The sequence below is a fragment of the Rasiella sp. SM2506 genome, assembly GCF_050859505.1.
Classification (GTDB): Bacteria; Bacteroidota; Bacteroidia; order Flavobacteriales; family Flavobacteriaceae; genus Marinirhabdus.
This window is the reverse complement of the sequence record NZ_CP193934.1, coordinates 1,244,109-1,268,909: the sequence shown is the minus strand read 5'-3', so window position 1 is coordinate 1,268,909 and position 24,801 is coordinate 1,244,109. Positions and strand designations below refer to the sequence as shown.

17 protein-coding genes are annotated in these 24,801 nt (G+C 39.9%); 11 read left to right on the top strand and 6 right to left on the bottom strand.

Annotated elements, in window-relative coordinates; translation table 11 throughout:
• Nucleotides 1-132 precede the first annotated feature (132 nt).
• The gene (cphA, locus tag ACQ2HF_RS05805; protein WP_432412582.1) at nt 133-2,769 is read right to left on the bottom strand and encodes a cyanophycin synthetase; all 2,637 of its coding nucleotides are present in this window, start codon (nt 2,767-2,769) and stop codon (nt 133-135) included.
• A 110-nt stretch (nt 2,770-2,879) separates the two neighbouring features.
• Here cphA and ACQ2HF_RS05800 point away from each other — a divergent pair, with 110 nt between their 5' ends.
• Nucleotides 2,880-3,740 carry a cyanophycinase gene (locus ACQ2HF_RS05800; protein WP_432412581.1) on the top strand — a complete coding sequence of 287 codons (861 nt, stop codon included), beginning with the start codon at nt 2,880-2,882 and terminating at the stop codon, nt 3,738-3,740.
• Nucleotides 3,741-3,745: 5 nt separating this feature from the next.
• Here ACQ2HF_RS05800 and ACQ2HF_RS05795 read toward each other — a convergent pair whose 3' ends face one another.
• Nucleotides 3,746-4,681 (bottom strand): isoaspartyl peptidase/L-asparaginase family protein, encoded by a 936-nt coding sequence (locus ACQ2HF_RS05795; protein ID WP_432412580.1) that lies wholly within the window; start codon nt 4,679-4,681, stop codon nt 3,746-3,748.
• Nucleotides 4,682-4,797: 116 nt separating this feature from the next.
• Between ACQ2HF_RS05795 and polA the strand changes: the two genes are divergently transcribed.
• The 4 genes from polA (at nt 4,798) to ACQ2HF_RS05775 (ending at nt 10,876) form a co-directional block, all read left to right on the top strand.
• The gene (gene polA, locus ACQ2HF_RS05790) at nt 4,798-7,683 is read left to right on the top strand and encodes a DNA polymerase I (RefSeq protein WP_432412579.1); all 2,886 of its coding nucleotides are present in this window, start codon (nt 4,798-4,800) and stop codon (nt 7,681-7,683) included.
• A gap of 97 nt (nt 7,684-7,780) precedes the next feature.
• Nucleotides 7,781-8,878 carry a T9SS type A sorting domain-containing protein gene (locus ACQ2HF_RS05785; protein ID WP_432412578.1) on the top strand — a complete coding sequence of 366 codons (1,098 nt, stop codon included), beginning with the start codon at nt 7,781-7,783 and terminating at the stop codon, nt 8,876-8,878.
• 48 nt (nt 8,879-8,926) lie between these two features.
• The gene (locus tag ACQ2HF_RS05780) at nt 8,927-9,727 is read left to right on the top strand and encodes a tryptophan-rich sensory protein (protein WP_432412577.1); all 801 of its coding nucleotides are present in this window, start codon (nt 8,927-8,929) and stop codon (nt 9,725-9,727) included.
• A 9-nt stretch (nt 9,728-9,736) separates the two neighbouring features.
• On the top strand, nt 9,737-10,876 hold the full coding sequence (locus ACQ2HF_RS05775; protein WP_432412576.1) for an aminotransferase class V-fold PLP-dependent enzyme: 1,140 nt from the start codon (nt 9,737-9,739) through the stop codon (nt 10,874-10,876).
• Between the two features lie 486 nt (nt 10,877-11,362).
• Here the strand turns inward: ACQ2HF_RS05775 and ACQ2HF_RS05770 are convergent, their stop codons facing one another.
• Both ACQ2HF_RS05770 and ACQ2HF_RS05765 read right to left on the bottom strand, forming a co-directional pair.
• Nucleotides 11,363-12,715, bottom strand: a complete 1,353-nt coding sequence (locus tag ACQ2HF_RS05770) for a dihydrolipoyl dehydrogenase family protein (protein ID WP_432412575.1) — start codon at nt 12,713-12,715, stop codon at nt 11,363-11,365.
• Between the two features lie 48 nt (nt 12,716-12,763).
• Nucleotides 12,764-13,189, bottom strand: coding sequence for a MauE/DoxX family redox-associated membrane protein (locus ACQ2HF_RS05765; protein WP_432412574.1), 426 nt, complete (start codon nt 13,187-13,189; stop codon nt 12,764-12,766).
• Nucleotides 13,190-13,291: 102 nt separating this feature from the next.
• Between ACQ2HF_RS05765 and mfd the strand changes: the two genes are divergently transcribed.
• Both mfd and ACQ2HF_RS05755 read left to right on the top strand, forming a co-directional pair.
• Nucleotides 13,292-16,696: a transcription-repair coupling factor gene (mfd, locus tag ACQ2HF_RS05760; RefSeq protein WP_432412573.1), complete on the top strand. Its 3,405-nt coding sequence runs from the start codon at nt 13,292-13,294 to the stop codon at nt 16,694-16,696.
• A 128-nt stretch (nt 16,697-16,824) separates the two neighbouring features.
• Nucleotides 16,825-17,655: a helix-turn-helix domain-containing protein gene (locus ACQ2HF_RS05755; protein WP_432412572.1), complete on the top strand. Its 831-nt coding sequence runs from the start codon at nt 16,825-16,827 to the stop codon at nt 17,653-17,655.
• Nucleotides 17,656-17,700: 45 nt separating this feature from the next.
• Here ACQ2HF_RS05755 and ACQ2HF_RS05750 read toward each other — a convergent pair whose 3' ends face one another.
• Nucleotides 17,701-18,063, bottom strand: a complete 363-nt coding sequence (locus ACQ2HF_RS05750; protein WP_432412571.1) for a YraN family protein — start codon at nt 18,061-18,063, stop codon at nt 17,701-17,703.
• Between the two features lie 21 nt (nt 18,064-18,084).
• Nucleotides 18,085-18,996 carry a S66 peptidase family protein gene (locus ACQ2HF_RS05745; RefSeq protein ID WP_432412570.1) on the bottom strand — a complete coding sequence of 304 codons (912 nt, stop codon included), beginning with the start codon at nt 18,994-18,996 and terminating at the stop codon, nt 18,085-18,087.
• A gap of 185 nt (nt 18,997-19,181) precedes the next feature.
• Here ACQ2HF_RS05745 and ACQ2HF_RS05740 point away from each other — a divergent pair, with 185 nt between their 5' ends.
• From ACQ2HF_RS05740 to rpsI, 4 genes are all read left to right on the top strand, one after another.
• Entirely contained in the window at nt 19,182-20,234 is a 1,053-nt protein-coding gene (locus tag ACQ2HF_RS05740; protein WP_432412569.1) for a hypothetical protein, read from the top strand.
• A 93-nt stretch (nt 20,235-20,327) separates the two neighbouring features.
• The gene (locus tag ACQ2HF_RS05735; protein ID WP_432412568.1) at nt 20,328-23,780 is read left to right on the top strand and encodes a pyruvate carboxylase; all 3,453 of its coding nucleotides are present in this window, start codon (nt 20,328-20,330) and stop codon (nt 23,778-23,780) included.
• Between the two features lie 134 nt (nt 23,781-23,914).
• The gene (gene rplM, locus ACQ2HF_RS05730) at nt 23,915-24,370 is read left to right on the top strand and encodes a 50S ribosomal protein L13 (RefSeq protein ID WP_432412567.1); all 456 of its coding nucleotides are present in this window, start codon (nt 23,915-23,917) and stop codon (nt 24,368-24,370) included.
• Nucleotides 24,370-24,756, top strand: coding sequence for a 30S ribosomal protein S9 (gene rpsI, locus ACQ2HF_RS05725; RefSeq protein WP_432412566.1), 387 nt, complete (start codon nt 24,370-24,372; stop codon nt 24,754-24,756). Before rplM ends, rpsI begins: the two co-directional genes overlap by 1 nt.
• Nucleotides 24,757-24,801: the final 45 nt, after the last annotated feature.

Genomic DNA, 24,801 nt, shown 5'->3' with positions numbered 1-24,801 from the left:
GTCTATAGTAATAGGACTCTAATTTTAAATATCACATCTAGCTGAATTTTCAGCTACGTAACCAAAAATGTGAAGCCAAAAGACCGCTTTGAGGAGAGCGGTCTTTATTTTTATTCTTAGTTTGAATTTATATTATTGAGAAAAAATCTTCTCACCGTTTGCCTCTTGTGCTTTAAATTTCTGAACCAATTCTAATGCATCTGGCACAACATCACTACATAATATAATTAAGGATCCTTTTTTAGCAGTATTAACCGCGTGCGTAATTGCCTCTTTTTCTGAAGGAATTACAGTAGTTTTAATGGTTGAATTTTTCATCTTAATACCGTCCTCCAGCATTTTAATGAGTTCTTCTTCCGTCTTTCCACGGAGGCGTTTGTCTTGTCTTATAATTATTTCATCTGCCATCTCTGCAGCGATACTTCCTATCATATTATTATCTTCCTCTCGTCTATCACCAATGCCGGCAATAATACACACTCTATGAGAAGCTTCCAGTTTATCTGAAAACTGCTTCAAAGCACGCATCCCTGCAGGATTATGAGCATAATCCAATAAAATGCTGAAATTTTCAAACTCAAAGAGATTTAACCGTCCTGGTGTTTGTGCCGCACTTGGAATAAATGTTTCCAACGCCACCTTCATATCTTCAATACGGATGCCCTGCACATTGGCTGCCAACACCGCTGCCAATACATTCTGAATCATAAAATCTGCCTTCCCTCCATAGGTTAACGGAATATCTATGGCTCGCATCACACGCATTTTCCACTCGCCTTTACATATGGTTACAAATCCATTTTCATAGATCGCTGTAATACCTCCTCTACGTTGTAAGGCTTTAATTCGCGTATTGTTCTCGTCCATGGAAAATAGCGCAAGGTTACAGTTTATGCTGCGTCGCATTTCGTATACCAGATCATCATCTGCGTTTAAAATAGCATAGCCATCTGGTAAAACAGTTTCTGGAATTACTCCTTTTACACGGGCTAATTGATCTATGGTATGAATTCCTTTTAATCCTAAATGGTCTGCCGTCACATTGGTTACTACAGCAACATTACAGTTTTTGAATCCAAGACCCGATCTAAGTAATCCGCCACGGGCACATTCTAACACAGCAAAATTAACGGTAGGGTCTTTCAGCACAAACTCGGCACTGGAGGGCCCTGTACAATCTCCCGTCATTAACAATCTATTTTGGATATACACCCCGTCACTGGTTGTGTATCCTACTCTGTAGCCTGTCATTTTTGCCATATGGGCAATTAAACGGCTGGTGGTAGTCTTACCATTAGTTCCCGTAATAGCTGTTATAGGAATACGTCCTGTATCGCCTTGTTTTGGAAATAATTTATCAATTACTGGTGCGGCCACATTTCTTGGCAACCCTGTTGTAGGCGCTAAATGCATCCTAAATCCTGGTCCTGCGTTTACTTCCAGAATAGCACCTCCCGTTTCAGAAAGCGGTTGCGAAATATCGGTGGTCATAATATCAATTCCGCAGATATCCAAATCAATAATTTTTGAAATACGCTCCGCCATGCTTACATTAGCTGGATGAATTATATCTGTAATATCTTCGGCAGTTCCTCCTGTACTTAAGTTTGCGGTATCTTTTAGCAACAAAATTTCACCTTCATCCAAAACAGTTTGTAATGTTTTACCAGCATCTTTAATGATGGTTTTGGTAAGCTCATTCACTGTAATTTGTGTCAATACTTTTTCGTGACCATAACCTCTTCGTGGATCTTTATTTACTTCAATAATTAAGTCTTCCACCGTATCTTTTCCGTTCCCAACAACGTGCGCGGGTGTTCTTTTTGCCCCCGCAACCAGCACATTATTAATCACTAGTAATCTATAATCTTCTCCAGTGATGTATTTTTCTACAATAACTCTTCGGCTCACTTCCTGGGCAGCGTGAAATGCTACGACGGCTTCTTCATAGTTTTCTATATCTACCGTAATACCTCTTCCATGATTACCGTCTATGGGTTTTATTACCAGCGGGTAGCCTACATAGTTACACGATGCTTCCAAACTACTTTCGCGGCTAATGATATCACCCCGTGGCACCTCAACTTCGGCTTGTTCCAGTAAATATTTGGTATCTTCTTTATCGCAAGCCAGCTCTACACCAATAGAAGATGTTTCTGAAGTAACTGTAGCCTGAATTCGTTTTTGATTGGCACCGTAGCCTAACTGGCATAATGAATATTTGTTTAATCGAATCCACGGAATTCCTCTACTTTCAGCTTCTTCAACAATACTTCCTGTACTTGGCCCTAGTCTTGAAGATTCTCTTAATTCCCGCATTTTCTGAATATCGTGCTCCAACTCATAGTCTTCAGCAGCAATTAAAGCTTCACAAATTTTTACGGAAGCTTCGGCCGCAAAACGCCCTACATTTTCTTCCATATAGCTAAACACCACATTGTAAACACCTACCTCCCCATAATCGCGGGTTCTCCCGAATCCAGTATCCATACCCGCTAAGGTTTGAATCTCCAACGCAATATGTTCAATAATATGCCCCATCCAGGTTCCTTCCTCTACCCGCTGAAAAAATCCTCCAGGCTCTCCCACACTACATCTATGCTCGTACATACTTGGAAACATCGTTTTTAAACGCTCTGTAAATCCTGGAATTTTATTGGATGGATACTCCTCCATTTTTTCAAGATCTAGAACCATTACAATTAATTTATGACGGCGCACAGACCAGTAATTCGGACCGCGCATGGCGTTTATTTCACGTATTTTCATATAGGGTTGGTTTACAATGATTTCAAAATGCTCGTAGAAGAACAATGGTTAAATATATCATTTTTACGGCATAATTGCGCTATTTTTGTACCGTATTAAGAAATTACTCCATGAACGCAAAAGGCACATTAATTCCAATAGGTGGAAATGAAGACAAAGGAATTGAAGAAAACGAAATCTACCATCTTGAGTTTATTGAAGAGGGTATTTTATCCCGGGTAGTAAAAGAAAGCGGCGGGAAAGAAGCTCTCATTCTCATTATCCCTACAGCCTCTAGTATTCCTAAGGAAGTGGGTGAAAATTATTTGCAAGCCTTCGAAAAATTGGGTTGTAAAAATCTTCACGTGCTGAACATTCGCGATCGCGATCAATCTGAAACGCCTGGGAATATTGCTTTAATGAAGAAAGCAGATTGTGTTATGTTCTCTGGTGGAAACCAGTCCAACATTACCAGAGCTATTGGCGGCACTACCCTTCATAAAATCATGATGGAACGTTACGAAAAAGAACGCTTTGTAATTGCCGGAACCAGTGCAGGAGCCATGTGTATGAGCAAGGAAATGATCTCTGGCGGAAGCAGCAAAGAATCATTTGTTAAAGGTGCCGTGAAGATGAAGGAAGGAATGGATTTTATCGCTGAATTAATTATAGACTCACATTTTATCCGTCGTGGAAGATTTGGCAGAATGGCTGAAGCAGTAGCTAGATATCCAGACCTTATAGGTGTAGGACTCGCCGAAGATACCGGAGTAATTATTAAAGACAATACATTTGAAGTAATTGGCTCTGGGATGGTAATTCTATTTAATGCAAGAAAAGCAAAGCACAACAACCATCATTTATTGGAAAATGGCACTCCAATGTCACTTACCAACTTAAAAACACATATTTTGGCTAATGGGGATCGCTTTAATATTAAAAAGAAAAAAGTGAATATTTCACCCTTTCAACTACCAGTTATAGAAGGCTAGCTTCGTTACTCTTTATAAATTGAAATTTTCGATTCACCTGTAGATGTTTTCAACCCCCGGTACATCCCTTCGGTATTAAATGGCATAGCGATATTTCCTTGTGCATCCACAGCAATTAAACCTCCGTCGCCCCCAAGTTTTAAAACTCTATGCATAATTACTTCTGAAGCAGCTTCAGAAAGTGACATTTCTTTATACTCCATCAAGCAAGAAACATCGTACGCAACCACACCGCGAATAAAAAACTCCCCACTCCCCGTACAACTTACTGCACAGGTTTTATTATTGGCATAATTTCCAGAGCCAATCATTGGGCTATCCCCAACGCGACCCCATTTCTTATTGGTCATCCCTCCTGTGGATGTTGCCGCAGCAACCGTTCCAAAAACATCACAAGCCACAGCACCCACAGTTCCGAATTTAGAGTCTTTTTTTGCCGAGTGATCTAATTGAAACGAATCACTTCCCTTTAACGCCTGCCATTGCTGGTAGCGTAATTCATCATAGAAATAGTCTGAAGATAAAATGTCGTGATGGTGCTCTTTTGCAAATTCCATGGCTCCTGTTCCGGCTAAAAATACGTGTTCGCTTTTCTCCATCACATCACGCGCTAAGCGTACCGGGTTTTTTATCCCCGTAATTAAAGAAACGGCTCCAGCTTTTAATTCTTTTCCTTCCATAATAGCCGCATCCATTTCGTGAGTGCCTTCTGCGGTGAAAACACTTCCTTTTCCTGCGTTAAACAAAGGCGAATCTTCTAATATTTTTACAGCAGCTTCCACGGCATCCAACGAAGTTCCTTTTTGTTCCAAAATTGAATATCCAGTATCTAACGCTACTTGCAGCGCATTTTTGTAAGCCGCTTCCTTTTCAGGAGTCATTTGTCCTTTTAACAAGGTTCCTGCGCCTCCGTGAATGGCTAGAGAGAAATTGTTTTGCATCAAAATTAAGTTTCCACAAAAATACGGATTGCTCCTTAGATGTTGGTTTCTTTTAGCTAGGATTCTGCCTAAAATTGTTTCGTTCTTATTATTTTTGAAGGAAAGACCTAAACACCATGCCAGACCAAAAAAAACGCCTTTTCCTAGTAGATGCCTACGCTCTTATTTTCCGTGGTTACTATGCTTTTATAAAAAACCCAAGAATCAATTCTAAAGGCCAAAACACAAGTGCCATTATGGGTTTTATGAACTCGTTAATTGATGTGGTAAAACGCGAACGCCCCGATCATCTCGCCGTATGTTTTGACAAAGGTGGAAGTGTAGACAGAAAAGAAATGTTCGAGGAGTATAAAGCCAATCGGGACGAAACCCCGGACGATATCCGTTCTGCCATCCCTATTATCTGCGACATTCTGGAAGCGATGAAAATTCCGATTATTGTAAAAGAAGGTTTTGAAGCCGATGACGTCATAGGAACCCTCGCAAAAAAAGCTGAAAAAGAAGGCTATACTACGTTTATGGTGACGCCCGATAAAGATTTTGCACAATTGGTTTCTGAAAATATTTTTATGTACCGTCCCAAATCTTTTGGTGGCGGTTATGAAACCTGGGGAATTCCTGAAGTACAAAAAAAGTTTGAGGTGGAACGCCCTGAACAAGTGATAGATTATTTGGGAATGATGGGCGATGCCAGTGATAATATTCCTGGTCTTCCTGGCGTGGGAGATAAAACAGCCAAAAAATTTCTTGCTGAATTTGGTTCTATGGAAGGCTTACTTGCAAATACGGACAAGCTAAAAGGGAAAATGAAGGAAAAGGTTGAGGCAAGTGGTGACCTTGGATTGCTTTCCAAAAAGCTCGCTACCATAATGCTAGACGTCCCCGTAGAGTTTCACGAAGAAAATTTTGAAATGTGCCCGCCAGACACCCAAAAGGTGATGGATATTTTTGACGAGCTAGAATTCAGAAGACTGAAAGATAATTTCCTCAAAGCATTCTCCATTGAAGGAATGGCGTCTATAGGCACAGAACGGCAACCAAAAGACGCAAGTTCTCTCCCACAAGGGAATAAGAAAAAAACTTCTCTCCCTTCGGGGGAGACTAAGAGGGGGACTGCAGGACAAGGCCAATTCTCTCTCTTTGGTGGTGATAGCGAACCTTCAGCAACTGCTGCAGATTTTAGTAGCAGGAGAACCATTAAAGACACCGAACATTTTTACCAAACGGTACAGCCCGGAATGGGCACCAAGCTGTTTCTTCAGAACCTAATGAAGCAAACTTCGGTGTGTTTTGATACCGAAACCACAGGGCTGGATCCTTTAACGGCCGAGTTGGTTGGGATTGCGTTTTCCTGGGAAATTGGCAAAGGATTTTACCTGCCGTTTCCAGAAAACAGAGAAGAAGCTCAGGAAATCATCGAGGTACTACGTCCATTTTTTGAGGGAGAAGGAATTGAAAAAATTGGTCAGAATTTAAAATACGATATTAAAGTTCTTCATAAATATAAGGTTTCAGTAAAAGGAAAGTTGTTCGATACCATGTTAGCACATTACCTTATTAATCCAGATATGCGCCATAACATGGATATTTTAGCTGAAACGTACCTTAACTACACGCCCGTTTCCATTGTTGAATTGATTGGGAAAAAAGGGAAGAATCAAAAATCGATGCGGGATGTTTCGGTGGAAGCGCAAACCGAATACGCGGTGGAAGATGCCGATATTACCCTTCAACTAAAAGAGCATTTTGAAAAAGAATTGGGCGAGGCAAATACCAAAAAATTGTTTGAAGAGATTGAATTACCGCTACTTCAGGTCTTAGCAGCCATGGAATTAGAAGGCATTAATCTGGATGAAGAATTCTTAAAAGGTTTGTCTACCGATTTGGATTCAGACATTATAAACTTAGAAAAAGCCATCTATGAAGAAGCCGACGAAGAATTCAACATTGCTTCACCAAAGCAATTGGGTGAGATTCTCTTCGGAAAACTAAAACTCATTGACAAACCAAAAAAGACAAAAACAGGACAGTATTCTACGGCAGAAGATGTGCTAAGCTACCTTGCAAAAGATCATAAAATAATTGCCGACGTCCTTGAATATCGCGGCCTTGCAAAATTGAAAAGTACCTATGTAGATGCGTTGCCGGAACAGGTAGAGCCTTCTACACAAAGAGTACATACAGATTATATGCAAACTGTTGCCGCTACAGGAAGATTGAGCAGTAACAACCCTAATTTGCAGAACATTCCCATACGCACCGAGCGTGGAAGACAAGTGCGTAAAGCTTTTATTCCAAGAAATGAAGAATATGTGCTGCTTGCTGCAGATTATTCGCAGATTGAATTGCGCATTATTGCTTCTTTGAGCCAGGAAGACACTATGATGGATGCTTTTAAAAACGGAGAAGATATTCATGCATCTACGGCTGCAAAAGTGTTTAATGTTCCGCTGGAAGAAGTGACTCGCGAACAGCGTAGCAATGCCAAAACAGTAAATTTTGGAATTATTTACGGGGTTTCTGCATTTGGACTGAGCAATCAAACCGATTTGTCCCGAACCGAATCCAAAGAGTTGATTGATGCGTATTACAAAACCTACCCAAAGCTTCGGAATTACATGAGTGAATTGGTAGATTTTGCACGTGAAAACGGCTACGTAGAAACGGTGATGGGGCGTCGCAGATATTTAACAGGCATAAACGGTAGTAACCAAGTAGTTCGTGGCGCTGCCGAACGGAATGCTGTAAATGCCCCAATACAAGGAAGTGCTGCCGATATTATTAAAATTGCAATGATTAATATCCATCGCAAACTTTCAGAAGGAAATTACAAAACAAAAATGCTCTTGCAAGTTCATGATGAATTGGTGTTTGACGTCTATAGACCCGAACTGGAGGAAATGAAAACTCTCATTAAAACTGAAATGGAAAATGCTTATACCATGGACGTTCCTTTAGATGTTGAAGTTGGGGTTGGGAATGATTGGTTAGAAGCGCATTGATTTTAAACAGGAGGAAATTTTAAGGTAGTTATCTTTCCATTGAAACTTGTACACTTTATTATAAAAAAATAGTATTTTTCATCGCAAAAGAAATAAAATGAAAAAACAATACGCCTTTACATTCCTATTTTTTATAGCCTTTTTTACAACAACATCCATCTTCGCACAATGTGAAGATGTTACAGTAGCAAATCTAACAAACCCGGGACCTTTTGACGTAGCGACACTTACTGAAGCAGATGGTATAAGGAATGGCCCGGATTATGCAGGCGCTACCGTATATTACCCAACAAATGCTACGCCTCCTTATGCGAGTATTGCTATTGTTCCTGGTTTTATTTCAGAGCCATCCAGCGTGGAAGAATGGGGACCTTTTTATGCTTCACACGGAATTGTAACCATTATTATTGGAACTAACTCACCTTTCGACTTTCCTGAGGCAAGAGCAGAAGCATTATTGGACGCATTGGAAACTTTGCGGGTAGAAAACACGAGAGCGACCTCTCCTTTAGAAGGCGGTTTGGATACAGATAAGTTCGCTGTAAGCGGCTGGTCTATGGGTGGTGGTGGCGCGCAACGTGCAGCAGTGCTGGACAACTCTATTAAAGGTGTTGTTGCGCTATGTCCTTATTTAAATAATCCCTCCCTAAATCACTCAAGTCCCGTTTTAATTTTTAGCGGTGAAAACGATCCTACGGCACCTCCGGCACAGCACGCAAATCCACATTATAATGCTACCCCAAATACAACTGATAAATTACTTTTTGAAATTGAAAATGGAAACCATTCTGTCGCCAATACTCCAAACGGAGCTAATGGTCTTGTAGGACAAATAGCGCTATCTTGGCTTAGGCTACACGTTGAAGAAAATGAATGTTATTGTCCTTTGCTTACAGATACTTTACTGGATAATCCTTCGGAAGCTTCGGACATACAAACAAATATTGAATGTGCTCCCATACTTGCAGTTCAGGAAAACAACTTAGACATACATCTCTATCCTAATCCTACTCAAAATGTAGTTAACATTTCTAGTAATATTCCCGTTTCATACAAAGTTTTTTCACCTTTGGGACAACTCTTGATGGAAGGTGAGCTTCTGGAGAATACAAAACAAATAGATTTGTCAGGACTTACAAGTAGTATGTATTATGTAATGGTAAATGACACTACTCTTAAAATTCTTAAAGAATAATCACATACTACACTACGAAGAAACGATAGAAATAGGTATCTTAATGCTATGAAAAAAACATTACAGTTAGCCAATAGTATTGCATTTCTCGTTACCATTTATTTCAACTATGCATCAAGCACTGGTATCTTTAACGATACTACGCAGGCCAATATGAGTGCGAAGTACCAAACACTCTTCACACCTGCGGGCTATGCCTTTTCCATCTGGGGCTTTATTTATTTGTTGCTCTTCAGCTTTGTGATCTATCAATCCAGAAGTCTGTTTGTAAAAGTCCGGGATGATGGGTTTGTACTTAAAACAGGATGGTGGTTTGTGCTAAGTTGTATGGCCAATAGCCTTTGGTGTTATCTTTTTGTTTCAGATTATATTTTGGCATCTGTTGTTGTTATTTTCTTTCTACTATTCTGTTTACTGAAAATTGTACTCCATAATAGAATGGAATTAGACGACAAACCCATTTCGGTTATTGTATTTTTATGGTGGCCTTTCGTTATTTATAGTGGCTGGTTAACGGTAGCTTGTATAGCAAATGTTTCCACCTTTCTAGTTAAAATAGACTGGGATGGCTTTGGACTTTCGCCAGAAACCTGGACGGTGTTTATGATTGGGGTTGCAACTTCAGTTAATCTTATAGTTACCTGGTCAAGAAATATGCGGGAGTTTGCCTTGGTAGGTGCCTGGGCATTAATCGCTATTGCAGTTGCCAATTGGGAAACGGTAGACGTTGTTCAAATTTCGGCATTGGTTGCTGCTGGTATTTTAGTAGTGAGCAGCAGTGTCCATTCTTTTAAAAATCATGACACCAACCCGGCAAAGAAATGTATGGAATATTTCAAAAAAAACTAACTTAGTTGAGTGCAAAACCAAAAACACTTTTTCAATTTAGACAACCCTATTACGTATCTCAACGGTGCCTATATGTCGCCACAATTAAAATCGGTTGAAGCGATTGGATTAGATTGTCTTCAGAAAAAAAGTAAACCGTATCTTATTTCTGAAGCCGATTTTTTTGCAGATAAAATCACGCTAAAAAAGCGATTTGCACACTTAATTGAGGCTCCAGATTACGAAACTATAGCGATTATTCCTTCTGTTTCCTACGGAATTGCCATTGCCGTAAATAACATTCCGTTTGAAAAAGGCGACGAAATCATTGTTTTGGAAGAACAATTTCCCAGCAATTATTACGCATGGAAAGCGTTGGAAGCTGAAAAAGGCATCCTAATCCGAACGATTTCAGCACCTGAAATAAAACTAGGACGCGGCGCAGCTTGGAACGAGAAAATTCTGGAAGCTATCAACTCAAAAACAAAATGTATTGCCATACCACATTGTCATTGGGCAGACGGAACGCTTTTCAACTTAAAAGCACTAAGAGAACGCAGTACCGCTGTGGGTGCTTATTTGGTAATTGACGGTACCCAAAGTGTGGGCGCGCTTCCGTTTTCGATAGCTAACATACAACCAGACGCCCTCATTTGTGGCGGCTATAAATGGTTAATGGGGCCTTACGGTTTGGGAGTAGCCTATTATGGGGAGCGTTTCCACCACGGCAAACCCCTTGAAAATAACTGGATGAACCACGTTGGCTCCGAGGATTTTTCAAACCTGGTACATTACAACCACGCTTTAAAACCCAAAGCAACCAGATATGATGTAGGTGAAAGCAGCAATTTTATCCTTACCCCTATGCTTTCGGAAGCTATTAGGCAATTAAATGAATGGAAGCCTGAGCATATACAGCACTATTGCAAAAGCATTACTGAAAATTCGGTTGCGACACTGAAAGAAGCTGGGTATTTTATTGAAGAGGATGGCTTCCGAACCCATCATCTTTTTGGGATTTATCCTGAAAATACCTCAGAGATTGCCACACTAAAAGAGGTGTTGCTAAAAGAAAAAATCTATGTTTCCTATCGCGGAAAATCAATTCGAATTTCTCCCAATGTATATAATACTGAAGAAGATGTAAAAAAATTGACGAATTGTTTCTAAAATTCGCCAGTCGTCGTTTAAAATTGGTACACCATTACAGCCTTCCTTCCTGGGAAACTGAAACCGGAAAGTTTCTAAAAATTGCTGCTGCGCAGTGTATCAATTTTTGGAAACAACCACCCCGGTCACGTGGGAAAATAAATTTAATAATTATCCGTAACTCGCACCTCTAAACTCGTACTTCCCTATACCATTCCCTAGAAAGAGCGAAACGCAAAGTTTCAGGGAAAATGAAAAGAAAAAGTTTCATTTTTCCTGAAACAACCACCCCAGTCACGCGGGGAAATAAATTAAATAATTCATTCGTCGCTCGCACCTCTAAACTCGTACTTCCCTACACCATTCCCTTAGGAAGTGAAACCGGAAAGTTTCCAAAAATTGCTGCTGCGCAGTGTATCAATTTTTGGAAACAACCACCCCGGTCACGCGGAGAAATAAATTGATTGAATACTTATTCGTAACTCCCACCTCTAAACTCCTACTTCCCTATACCATTCCCTTAATATCATTCCCCCACGTGGGATAGGCAAAAATCATTGCTTTTAAGTTTTCTGTAGTAAGCTTTCCACACATAGCGAGTACAAATAAATTAATCATTTCTCCTGCCCCACCACCAATAATATGAGCTCCCAGGATAAGATTTCGTTTTTTATCAACTATGGTTTTATAGGCATAGACCTCTTCGGCCATACGTTTGGCATTAAACCAGTGCGGTACACTTTTATATTCTACAACTATGTCGTAGCTCTTATCTTTCGCTTGTTGCTCTGTCAAACCTATAGAGGCTAACTGCGGAAGGGTAAATACTACGGAAGGTACTGGCGGAAAGTCCATTATTTCAGAATTCCCATTACGTATGTTTATAGAAACAATGCGCGATTCCTGCGAAGAAACCGGTGTTAACGGCAGCGAACCACTTGCCGAAACATCTCCACAAGCATACACGCTTTTATTAGTGGTATTTTGAAGGTATTCGTTTACTGAAATCCCGTTTTTCTCGAAGGAAACATTTCCTTTTTCTAAATCTAATTCGTCAATTGATGGAACTCTTCCTGCAGTATTAAAAACAGCTTTTGCTTTTATAGATTCCGTTTTTCCATTTTTTTTATACTGCACACGGTAATTAGTTTGTAATTTTTCAACTTCAGAAGCTTCGGCATTAAAAATAAAATTGATTCCCAAATCTTCCGAAGCTTTTGTAAGATACTTCACAATATCGGCTTCAAAAGGAGCTAAAGGTCTTTCACCAAATTCAATAATGGTTACTTTACTTCCGCAACGCGCTGCAATGTGGGCAAACTCCATCCCAATATAGCCTGCGCCAATAAAAATAATCTCTTCAGGCAATTCGGCTTGATGTAAAAAATCTTCGCTCCTTAATAAATGCTCTCTACCTGGAATCTTCAATTCCATGGGCTTATTACCTGTTGCAATCACAATTGTACCAGCTGTGACAGTTTTTCCTTCTACGGAAAGGGTGTTTTCATCTAAAAACTTAGGCGATTGGTGATACATATCAATCCCTGTACTTTTTAAGTCTTTTTCAGTCGCAGCGGGAATGGCGCTCACAAATTGATCTTTAAATTTTTGCAGGTCTTGCCAGTTAACTTCGGGGGCATCTGTAATTCCCTTTCCTTTCAGGTTGGTTGCTAATTCTATCACTTCAGTAATGCCCACCAATACTTTTTTGGGATCACAACCCCGGTTGGGACAAGTACCACCATATTCCCGATTGTCTGCAATTGCGACCTTCATTCCTGCTTTCGCACAGTCTTTAGCCACGCCTTTCCCAGCGGTTCCTGTTCCTATTACAAATACGTCGTAGTGTTTAATTCCCATATTTATTTCCTGCGAAGGCAGGGATTTTTTTAATTAATAGTAGTCAATTTATTGAAACCCATCTACCTTTGTTCTGCTTTTGGCATCAAAGGAAATAGCATTATGCTCTAGATTTTTAATAAGTAGAAAAAAGAAAATAGCATACACCATTAAATTTCCTACGCCTCCCCAATCTTCCTGCATCGACATCCCGAAAAGCAATACTGTTATTAAGAGGGCGCTGGCAATAGTGGCAAATTTCGTTTTCCAACCTAACACCAATAAAATTCCTAGCAGTAGTTCTATAAAAGGTAACACGTGGGCAAAAGGTGAAACAAAAACTTGTGGTAAGTAGGTTTCTGAAAATTCCTTGGTCAAACCTTCTGCAAATTTGGATAGTTTCGGAATTCGTACAAGTCCGTGCAGCAACAAATTGATTCCAATGGTAATTCGGGCTACAAAAAATGCCCATTGATGGTTGTTCAACTTTTTCATGCCTTAAAAATAAAGCTAAGCACGCACCTCTTGTGTTATGAAAATGATAAAGTTGAATTTTGAGTTTTATTTACCATTGCCACAGATTATCTTTGCTGCTCCATGAGCAAAACTCTCGTCCGTTCACTATTTAATAAGTCTTCCGCACTTGGAAAACTTAAAGGCACTATTGCCAATTCTGAAAATAAAATAGTTGTTTCTGGTCTTGTTGGAAGCGCAACTTCGCTCGTACTTGCGAATGCTTTTAAAGCTTCGGAACTTCCTTTTCTCTTTATTCTGAATGATAAGGAAGAAGCCGCATACCATCTAAACGACTTGGAAAATTTGCTGGGCGAAGACACTGTACTATTCTATCCGGGTAGTTACCGAAGACCTTACCAGATTGATGAGACCGACAACGCCAATGTATTATTGCGCAGCGAAGTTCTAAATCGGATTAATTCCCGAAAAAAACCAGCGCTTATTGTTACCTACCCTGAAGCCCTTTTCGAAAAAGTGGTGACTAAAAAGGAACTGGAAAAAAACACATTGAAGCTTTCATTAAACGATACGGTATCCATCGATTTTGTAAATGAAGTTCTGTTTGAATATAAATTTAAGAGAACCGATTTTGTGACCGAACCAGGTGAATTTTCGGTCCGTGGAGGGATTTTGGATGTGTTTAGTTTCAGCAATGATGAACCGTACCGTATTGAATTTTTTGGTGATGACGTAGATAGCATTCGAACGTTCGATGTAGAAACACAACTCTCCTTAGTACAGCTGAAAAAGATTTCGATTATCCCGAACGTCGATGCTTCGACTACGCTCAGCAACCGTACTAGTTTTTTAGAATATATAGCAAGCAAAACAGTGATTTTCCTTAAAAATGAAGAATTACTGAGTGGCGCCATTGATAAACTTTTCAGCAAAGCAACTGAAGCCTATAACACACAACAAGGCGAGGTGAAAATGAGCGAGCCTAAAACCTTGTTCTGTACTTCAGAATTATTAAACGAGCAATTAAGCTCCTTCACAACAATTACATTAGGGAATGCCCTTCGACAGGCTCAGGGTGACAAGTCCAGTTCAAATTCACAAACGCTCCCCTCCCTCGGAGGGGCTGGGGGAGGACAGATAACTTTTAACACCGCTCCGCAACCCTCCTTTAACAAGCAATTTAATTTGCTTATTGAAAATTTAAATCAGAATACAGACGACGGCTATACCAACTATATTTTTTGCAGTAGTGAATCCCAAGCCAAGCGTTTCCACGATATTTTTGATGATGCGCAAGGTCACGTTCAGCAATACGAAACGATTGTTTTTCCATTATTTCAAGGTTTTATAGACCACGAGAATAGAAACGTTTGCTATACCGATCACCAGATTTTTGAGCGGTATCATAAATTCAATTTAAAGAATGGCTACGCCAAGAAGCAAGCTATCACACTAAAAGAACTCACCAATCTTGAAGTGGGTGATTACGTAACACATATTGACCACGGAATTGGTCGTTTTGGCGGGCTTCAAAAAATAGATGTGGAAGGGAAACAACAGGAGGCTATTAAATTAATTTATGGCGAGCGTGATATTTTATACCTCAGCATCCATTCGCTGCATAAAATTTCAAAATACAACGGAAAGGACGGCACCACACCAAAAATCTATAAACTTGGAAGCGCCGCCTGGAAAAAACTGAAGCAAAAGACCAAAACGCGTGTTAAGCAAATTGCCTTCAATCTAATTGAATTATACGCAAAAAGACGCTTACAAAAAGGCTTTCAGTACGATCCAGATAGTTACCTGCAACACGAACTAGAATCCAGCTTTATCTACGAAGATACTCCAGACCAAGGCACAGCCACGGCCGATGTAAAAGCCGATATGGAAAGTGAACGTCCCATGGATCGTTTGGTGTGTGGCGATGTAGGGTTCGGGAAAACGGAAGTTGCCGTGAGAGCTGCTTTTAAAGCTGTGGATAATGGAAAGCAAGTCGCTATTTTAGTACCCACAACCATTCTTGCTTTTCAGCATTATAGAACGTTTAGTGAGCGATTGGCCAATATGCCCGTAAAAGTTGATTATTTAAACAGGTTCAGAACTGCAAAGGAACGAAAAGTTGTTCTGGAAGGCCTTAAAGACGGACGATTGGATATAGTGATTGGTACGCACCAATTGGTGAGCAAATCGGTTGAGTTTAAAGACCTGGGTTTACTTATTATAGACGAAGAACAAAAATTTGGTGTTTCAGTAAAGGACAAACTGAAGACCATAAAAGAAAATGTAGATACGCTTACACTAACGGCGACGCCTATTCCGCGTACGTTGCAATTCAGTTTGATGGCGGCGCGTGATTTAAGTGTAATTACCACACCGCCACCTAATAGATATCCGGTGGAAACACACGTGATTCGCTTTGGGGAAGAGACGATTAGAGACGCGGTGCGCTATGAGATTTCTCGTGGCGGACAAGTATTCTTCGTACACAACCGTATTGAAAATATTAAGGAAGTCGCTGGATTAATTCAGCGACTGGTACCAGACGCCAAGATTGGAATTGGTCACGGGCAGATGGAAGGAAAAAAACTAGAAGATCTCATGCTTCGGTTTATGAATAATGATTTTGATGTTTTAGTGAGCACCACCATTATTGAAAGCGGCTTGGACGTACCCAATGCCAACACCATTTTTATTAACAATGCTAACAATTTTGGACTAAGCGACCTGCATCAAATGCGGGGGCGTGTGGGACGAAGCAATAAAAAAGCGTTCTGTTATTTTATCACCCCACCCTATTCGGCAATGACCGATGATGCCCGAAAACGAATCACTGCCTTAGAACAATTTAGTGAATTAGGAAGCGGTCTTAATATTGCGATGAAGGATTTGGAGATTCGCGGTGCGGGCGATTTATTAGGCGGTGAACAAAGCGGATTTATTAACGAAATTGGTTTTGAAACCTATCAAAAGATTTTAGCCGAAGCCATTGAGGAATTAAAAGAAAAAGAATTTAAAGACCTCTATTCTGAAACCGATGCCAACTTCAAAAATAGAAAATTTGTAAAAGAGGTTGTCATAGACACAGACTTTGAATTGCTTTTCCCAGACGATTACGTCAATAATATTACTGAAAGATTAAACCTATACACCAAATTAAACGAGTTAAAAGCCGAAGAAGACCTTCAGAAATTTGAAAAGGAGCTGCTCGATCGTTTTGGCGAATTGCCAGAAGAAGTGGAAGATTTATTGAACAGCGTCCGTATTAAATGGATAGCGATAGATATGGGTCTTGAGCGAGTAATGATGAAGAAAGGTAAATTTATTGGGTACTTCATTAGCGACCAACAAAGTGACTTTTACCAGAGTACTGCCTTCAGCAAAATACTTCAGTTTGTGCAAACACATTCGCAAACCGTAAAAATAAAAGAAAAACAGACCAGAAGTGGATTACGTTTGTTGTTAACTATTGAAAAAGTGACTTCGGTACGACGCGTTTTGGATGTTTTGCAACGATTTCAGTCCTAAACAAAAATCGGCTTAACTGTTGCCATTACTGAAATGACGGGTGAATGTCGGGTGAATTTCAACTCAAATACTAGTACTACTATTTAAACCATCGTACTCTTGTGGAAACAAATAAAAACATATTTACGATGAAACAACCAGCACTCGGGCAACGCATCTTAGCCCTCCGACAAGAAAAAGGATTAACCCAAGAAGAATTGGTGGCTCAATGCAACATAAGCGTGCGAACTATTCAACGTATTGAAGCAGGTGAAGTGGTGCCAAGAAGTTATACGGTACGGACGATACTTTCGGCATTGGGAGAAGATTTTGAAAATTTTACCGAAACCCGAGTTGAAAGCGGACTGAAAAAAGCTTTCTTCCTAAAAATTGACGATACTAAACAAGCCAATTTCCTAACCAAACATTTAAAAATCGCGTGGATTGCGGGGATTGTTTATTTTGTTCTAGGCTTTGCCGAAATTCCGGCAGATGCGTATCATTTATTTGTATATGAACCAGGATCATTTTACCCGAATTACATATATATCCCATTAAAACTTACAATCCTTGCCTCCATTATTTTATTCTTACGCGGCTTTATTTTAAGCGGAAACATATTGAATAATTACCTCTTAAAAATTGTGGTTTTTATCATGCTTGTTTTTAATATTGTCTACTACGCTCTAGATATAGCCGCGCTATATTACAAACCACTGAACGATGCACCTATACTAATTTTAGAGTCAATTTCTTTTGGTATTGTGGGTGTTTTAATGGGAATTGCAATGCTTCGATTTCAAAAGGCATTGGGAAACATAGCAATTGTAACTGGTATTTTTGAAATAGTTACCTACGCTTTCTTTTCGTCAATAGTTTTTGCTCTGGGAGGATTTTTACTTCTTAATGTCACTATCATTTTAGAAATCATTATACTCTATAAAGTAGCACAATTGGTGAAGGAGAAAATGAACGAATAGAGATTCCTGCCTTCGCAGGAATTTTAACCTCCGCGAAGGCGGAGGTTAAAAATGATAAAAAGCATTCTCAAAATGCTCTATGCGCTCTTCTTTACTGTTTTTGAGGACGGCAATAATATCAAAACGGGCTTCTTGTGGGAGCTCGTTTTCTATTAAATATTCGTTAGCTGCTTTCACCAATAACTTAATTTTTGCAGGGGTTACAAAGCTTTGAGGATCGCCAAAAAAAGCACTGTTTCGGGTTTTTACTTCTACAAACACGATGGTCTCTTCCTCCTTTTGCGCAATAATATCCAACTCGGCTTTCTGAAAGGTCCAATTACGTTCCAAAATAGTATAGCCCTCCCGCAATAGGAATTGTGTCGCGAGCACTTCGCCTAGTGCACCAAGTTCGTTGTGGTCTGCCATGGTTGATATACGATTGTAGCTTTACGATTTCAGATTGTTGAATTGTAAAGTTACCTTTTTTGCTGAAACTGAAAGTTCAACATCACTTCCTAGTAGTAGCGCCCTATTATCCTTTATATGTCCCGCAGGAACATGGAAACAGACTGGATACTCATATTCCTTAACCGCATCCCAGATAATTTCTTCAGCAGTTTTACCGAAAGGAATGGCATTGTCGTTCATTTGAGACATGCCACCAATGATTAGCCCTTTTAATTCTGAAAAAAGTCCGTTGCGTTTTAGGTTTTGAATCATTCGATCTATGTGGTATAGATATTCATCCAGATCTTCCAGAAAGAGGATTTTCCCTTTTGTTTCTATTGCTGAAGGACTTCCTAATAATGACGACAAAACCGAAAGATTCCCACCAACCAATTCGCCTTCTGCGGTTCCAATCCGATTTAAATTTCCTTCGGAAGTATATTCAATTTTGTAACTTTTTCCGAAGAGTACATCATAAATAGTCTTTCGTGTCGCTTCGGTTTTTTGTTCGATTTCTAATCCCATCTGGGCGTGTAGGCTTGCCACTCCCAAATTATAAAGTGTATTATGCAAAACCGTTACATCACTGTACCCAATAACCCATTTAGGATTTTTTTTAAAGGCTGAAAAATCCAATCCATCTATCATCCGTACCGTTCCATAACCCCCACGAGCGCACCAAATAGCTTTTACTTTTGGGTTGTCTAGCATTTCCTGAAAATCTTGGGTACGCAAGGCATCATTCCCTGCAAATTGATTGTCCACAGCGCCAATACTTTTCCCTAACAGGGGTTGTAGTTGCCATTCTTTCAGTAGCGAAAGAAATGGCTGTAATTCAGTTTCGGTTATTTTTCTGGCGGTGGCGAGAATGCCTACGGTGTCGCCTGGTTTTAGGTTTGGGGGAAGAATCATATGTATATTTTCTAAGCATAAAGATATAAAAACTGCACCCTTTTAGCATCCCTTACGTTTATCTCCGTGGATCTCTGCGTAATAATTGTACACAGAGTCTCGCCGAGATACAGGGAGACATTGTTATTATCCTACAATACAATCCGTTTTAAAACTCCGTATCTTTAGCCTACCGAAGTCGTATTATGAAAAAATTAATTTCCAAGAAAAAACCTGCGTATCCAATATCTGAACAACTTTCAGCATACTTGACCAAATACGCACGGAACATAAAAATTCCTATTTATTATGACGATTTGTTGCGTTTTCAGGGTTCGGTTTCTGTGTTTGACGCCCGGGGTACTGACACGCTTTGGATACAAGTATATTATTCTGAATTTGAAACCCAGGAGATTGAAGAAAGTTTAAAACGCATGTACTCCATCCTACATTCCGATGGATCCGATGCCTTGTTACCCTATTTGAATATTGACAGCATCGATTTTTGCACCTTCGGAAATTCAAAGCCTTTTCGAATCAAGGTTCGAAATATTTTAAATGACAACTACATTTTCCTTTATATAAAAAAAGCAGATGCTTCACGAATTTATGGTTTGGAATTAGAGCATTTACTATCCCCAAATCATATTAACTTTTTGGTGCACGGAAATACACTGATTGAAGAACACATTTCGGGCATCCCGGGAGACGATTTTATTGAACATCACTTAGAGTTATGTTCAGACCAGGACAAGCGGGAAATTGCAAAAGAATTTGTGAAATTTAACGAACGCTGTTTTGTACGATTGCTAGGCGATATGCGCTCCTACAATTACGTGATGGTGCTTACTAACGATTTTGACAGAATCCAATACCGAATCCGCGCTATAGATTTTGACCAGCAATCGTATGAAGGCAACCAAAAAGTGTACAAACCACAGTTTTTGAAAGAAAACAACATATTGGTACAATTAACGTCCCAAGTATTAAAAGATGCCTCCATTGAACAGTACAAGCGCGAGGAACGTTCTCTGTTGGCGAAACGAGCCACCAGTGAAAAAAAACGCTTAAATGAATTATTAGTCTGTATGAAAAACGACACCCTTTCCCCTCTAGAAAAAATGAAACAACTGCGGAAAGGATTGTTAGAATTAACAGGCGATATTAACTTTAAAAAAGCGAAGAATATGGGTGAAATTTTGGATAGTGCTTTAGATTTTATTGTTCGAAACTATGAAACTGAGAATCCTTTTTTATAAGTCACATTTTAATAGCAATTATAAATTCTTTTGTAAAATTTACTATGCACGCATAACAAATTTTGTACCTTTAAGCAATCTTAATTCAGTATCATGAAAATTAAAAAAGTCCTTGTTGCCAATCGTGGCGAAATCGCCATCCGTGTATTTCGCGCGTGTACCGAAATTAATCTACAAACTGTTGCTATCTATACCTTCGAAGATCGCTACTCGCAACACCGCTACAAGGCAGATGAGGCCTACCAGATTGGCGCAAACGACCAACCGCTAAAGCCGTACCTGGATAGCGATGCCATTATTGCCTTAGCTAAATCTAAAAATGTAGATGCCATCCATCCTGGCTATGGTTTTCTATCTGAAAATTCCGACTTTGCTCGTAAGTGTGCTGAAAACGGAATTATTTTTATTGGTCCAGATCCTGAAGTAATGGATGCTTTAGGTGATAAAATTACTGCTAAGAAAATTGCAAAAAAATGCAACGTTCCTATTATTCAAAGCAACACCAAGAAACTTACCAGTTTAAAAGTAGCGCTTTCCGAAGCGGAGAAAATTAGCTATCCCGTCATGCTGAAAGCAGCCTCAGGCGGCGGTGGCCGTGGGATGCGTATAATTCGCTCTGCAGAAGATTTGGAAAACAATTTCACTTCGGCAAAAAGTGAATCCCTGAATGCATTTGGGGACGATACTATGTTTTTGGAAAAATATGTAGAAGAACCTAAGCACCTGGAAGTTCAGCTAGTAGCCGATAATCACGGGAATATCCGTCATTTATACGAACGGGATTGTTCAGTACAACGCCGTCATCAAAAAGTGGTAGAAATGGCACCTTCTTTTAATGTTTCAGACAACGTAAAGGAGCAGTTGTACACCTACGCTGTCAAGATTGCTGAAGAAGTGAGTTACAACAATGTAGGTACCGTAGAATTTTTAGTAGATAAAGACGATCACGTTTATTTTATCGAGGTAAATCCGCGTATTCAAGTGGAGCATACCGTGACTGAAATGGTCACAGGAATTGACCTTATAAAAACACAAATATTTGTCGCTGGTGGCTACAAACTAGATGACGAACAGATTAAAATTTACGATCAAGATTCTTTACGCACCTATGGGTTTGCGATACAATGCAGACTAACGACCGAAGATCCCGCCAATAATTTTACACCAGATTACGGTACCATCACTACCTATCGAAGCGCCTCGGGAATGGGGATTCGATTGGATGCCGGGAGTATTTACCAGTCGTATAGTGTGAGTCCGTTTTTCGATTCTATGCTGGTAAAAGTTTCGGCACACGGACGCACGCTGGATGGTGCTGTTCGAAAAATGACGCGCGCTTTAAAAGAATTTAGGATTCGTGGTGTGAAGACTAACATTCATTTTCTTCAGAATGTAATTCAGCATGACACCTTTAAAGAGGGAAAAGCCTCGGTGAACTTTATTGGGAATACACCCGCGCTTTTTGATATTAAAATGCCGCAGGATCGAACCACTAAAATTACTAATTATCTAGGCGAAGTAATCGTAAACGGAAATCCAGATGTGAAGTTTGTAGACGAAAATAAAAAATTCCGCACGCCCATTGTTCCAGCATTCGATCCAAACGCCGCTTTTCCGAAGGGAACAAAAGACCTTCTAACAGAACTTGGCCCCGACGGGTTTTCAAAATGGTTGAAAGCCGAAAAGAAAATTCATTTTACCGATACCACCATGCGCGACGCCCATCAATCGTTGCTGGCAACCCGAATGCGTAGTTACGACTTGACGAATGTAGCCGAAAGTTTTGCGAAAAATCATCCCAACACCTTCAGTATTGAAATGTGGGGAGGCGCTACTTTTGATGTATGTCTTCGGTTTTTAAACGAAAGTCCCTGGACGCGCCTTCGTGAACTGCGAAAATTAATGCCGAACATCTTATTCCAGATGCTATTACGCGGAAGTAATGGCGTGGGTTACAAAGCATATCCAGACAATTTAATTGAAAAATTTATTGAAACATCCTGGGAAAACGGGATAGATATTTTCAGAATATTCGACTCGTTGAACTGGGTGAAAGCCATGGCGCCAAGCATTAACTACGTGCGCAACAAAACAGGCGGACTGGCTGAAGCTGCCATAAGCTACACAGGAGATATTTTAGATCCTAATGAAACAAAATACACCTTAAAATACTATACGCAATTAGCCAAAGACCTTGAAAATGCGGGCGCACACATCATCGCTATAAAAGATATGGCCGGATTGCTGAAACCGTATGCAGCTACCGAATTGATTGGCGCCTTAAAAGACACGGTGAACATTCCATTGCATTTACACACCCACGATACTTCTTCCATACAATCTGCCACCTATTTAAAAGCAATTGAAGCAGGTGTGGATGTGGTAGATGTTGCTTTGGGCGGACTTTCGGGACTTACCTCGCAGCCTAATTTTAACTCTGTGGTTGAAATGATGAAAGGTCAAGAACGCGCCAACGATTTTGATATGCCGAAGCTGAATCAGTTTTCCAATTATTGGGAAGACGTTCGGGAATATTACTATCCGTTTGAATCGGATCTAAAAGCGGGTACTGCGGAAGTGTATCAGCATGAAATTCCTGGTGGGCAGTATTCAAATTTACGTCCGCAGGCTGAAGCTTTAGGATTAGGCGACCGTTTCAGCGAAGTGAAAAAAATGTATGAGCAGGTAAATGCGCTCTTCGGAAACCTAGTAAAAGTAACACCTAGTAGTAAAGTAGTAGGTGATATGGCGATTTTTATGGTTACCAATAACTTGACGCCAGAAGATGTGATGAAACGCGGTGAAACCATTTCGTTTCCAGAATCTGTTATTAATTTTTTCAAAGGAGATCTGGGACAACCATTGGGTGGCTTTCCGAAGCAACTTCAGAAAATTATTTTAAAAGGCAGCAAACCCTATACCGACAGACCAAATGCGCATTTAACGCCTATAGATTTTGAGGAAGAGTTTAAGGTCTTTAAAAAGAAATTTCAGAAAGGCTTCAGCAGACCTATTGAGTTTGAAGATTTTTTAAGTTATAGTCTGTACCCGCGTGTTTTTGAAGCAGCGCACGAGAAATATAAGCTATTTGGAAGTACGGCGATTTTATCGACCAAAAATTTCTTCTACCCTATGAAACTTCGGGAGGAGACCATGATTGAACTGGAGCCTGGGAAGACGATTGCTGTGAAGTTACTTTCGGTAGGAATCCCAAATGATGATGGCTTTAGGATTGTGTTCTTCTCCGTAAATGGTGAAAACCGTTTCGTAGAAATTAAGGACACTTCTATTGACGTAAAAAAAGTACAAAACGTAAAAGCTGACGCTGAAGATACTAACCAATATGGCGCTCCCCTGCAAGGGATGCTTTATAAAATACTGGTAAAAAAGGGACAAGAGGTAAAAGCCAACGATCCTTTATTTGTTTTGGAAGCTATGAAAATGGAGAGTACTGTGCTGGCATTGAGCAGTGGTAAAGTAAAGTCTGTATCGTTACAGGAAGGAACTTTAGTGATGCAAGATGACCTAATTATTACCCTGGCTTAATTTCAATCAAAAATAAGTGTCCACACCTTGTTTTTCAAATAAATAGTACTACATTTGCACCCCTCAAAAAGCGGAAAAATTCCGTTTGGACGGGTGAAAACAATGAATTATTAACTATTTACACAAAGAACGAAATGGACACATTGAGTTACAAAACAGTATCTGCCAATAAGGCAACCGTTACTAAAGAGTGGTTGTTGGTGGATGCGGACGGCCAAACATTGGGTCGTCTTGCAAGCGAAGTTGCTAAATTACTTCGCGGAAAACACAAACCAAGTTTTACTCCACACGTAGATTGTGGCGACAACGTAATTGTTACGAATGCTGCCAAAATCCAGTTATCAGGGAACAAATGGGAATCTAAAGAGTACATACGTCACACGGGGTATCCTGGTGGACAGCGTTCTTTAACTGCTAGAGAATTATTCGGGAAAGACCCTGCTAGACTTATAGAAAAATCTGTAAAAGGAATGCTACCTAAAAATAAATTAGGCGCTGCAATTTTCAGAAATCTAAAAGTTTACTCAGACGACAATCACGGACAAGAAGCACAAAAACCCAGAGTAATTAACCTTAACGACAACAAGTAATGGAGACAATTCACAAAATTGGTAGAAGAAAGACCGCTGTTGCACGTGTATACCTTTCCGAAGGAAAAGGGGACATCACTATCAACAAGCGCGAATTAAACAAGTATTTTACTACTGCAACCTTACAATACAAAGTAAAGCAGCCATTACAAATAACAGGTAACGAAGAGACTTTCGATATTACTGTTAATGTATTTGGTGGTGGTATTACTGGTCAGGCAGAAGCCATTCGCTTGGCAATTTCACGTGCTATGTGTACGTTGAATGATGAGAACAGAGGCCTATTGAAGCCCGAAGGATTACTTACAAGAGACCCACGTATGGTTGAACGTAAGAAATTCGGACAGAAAAAAGCCCGTAAGAAATTCCAGTTCTCTAAGCGTTAATTTTTATCTTATTAAACTGTCGTGCCGCACCTGTTGCGGCACCGC

Coding starts and splice junctions, on each gene's coding strand:
- cphA (WP_432412582.1), bottom strand. CDS start 2,769: ATGAAAATACGTGAAATAAACGCCATGCGCGGTCCGAATTACTGGTCT.
- ACQ2HF_RS05800 (WP_432412581.1), top strand. CDS start 2,880: ATGAACGCAAAAGGCACATTAATTCCAATAGGTGGAAATGAAGACAAA.
- ACQ2HF_RS05795 (WP_432412580.1), bottom strand. CDS start 4,681: ATGCAAAACAATTTCTCTCTAGCCATTCACGGAGGCGCAGGAACCTTG.
- polA (WP_432412579.1), top strand. CDS start 4,798: ATGCCAGACCAAAAAAAACGCCTTTTCCTAGTAGATGCCTACGCTCTT.
- ACQ2HF_RS05785 (WP_432412578.1), top strand. CDS start 7,781: ATGAAAAAACAATACGCCTTTACATTCCTATTTTTTATAGCCTTTTTT.
- ACQ2HF_RS05780 (WP_432412577.1), top strand. CDS start 8,927: ATGAAAAAAACATTACAGTTAGCCAATAGTATTGCATTTCTCGTTACC.
- ACQ2HF_RS05770 (WP_432412575.1), bottom strand. CDS start 12,715: ATGGGAATTAAACACTACGACGTATTTGTAATAGGAACAGGAACCGCT.
- ACQ2HF_RS05765 (WP_432412574.1), bottom strand. CDS start 13,189: ATGAAAAAGTTGAACAACCATCAATGGGCATTTTTTGTAGCCCGAATT.
- mfd (WP_432412573.1), top strand. CDS start 13,292: ATGAGCAAAACTCTCGTCCGTTCACTATTTAATAAGTCTTCCGCACTT.
- ACQ2HF_RS05755 (WP_432412572.1), top strand. CDS start 16,825: ATGAAACAACCAGCACTCGGGCAACGCATCTTAGCCCTCCGACAAGAA.
- ACQ2HF_RS05750 (WP_432412571.1), bottom strand. CDS start 18,063: ATGGCAGACCACAACGAACTTGGTGCACTAGGCGAAGTGCTCGCGACA.
- ACQ2HF_RS05745 (WP_432412570.1), bottom strand. CDS start 18,996: ATGATTCTTCCCCCAAACCTAAAACCAGGCGACACCGTAGGCATTCTC.
- ACQ2HF_RS05740 (WP_432412569.1), top strand. CDS start 19,182: ATGAAAAAATTAATTTCCAAGAAAAAACCTGCGTATCCAATATCTGAA.
- ACQ2HF_RS05735 (WP_432412568.1), top strand. CDS start 20,328: ATGAAAATTAAAAAAGTCCTTGTTGCCAATCGTGGCGAAATCGCCATC.
- rplM (WP_432412567.1), top strand. CDS start 23,915: ATGGACACATTGAGTTACAAAACAGTATCTGCCAATAAGGCAACCGTT.
- rpsI (WP_432412566.1), top strand. CDS start 24,370: ATGGAGACAATTCACAAAATTGGTAGAAGAAAGACCGCTGTTGCACGT.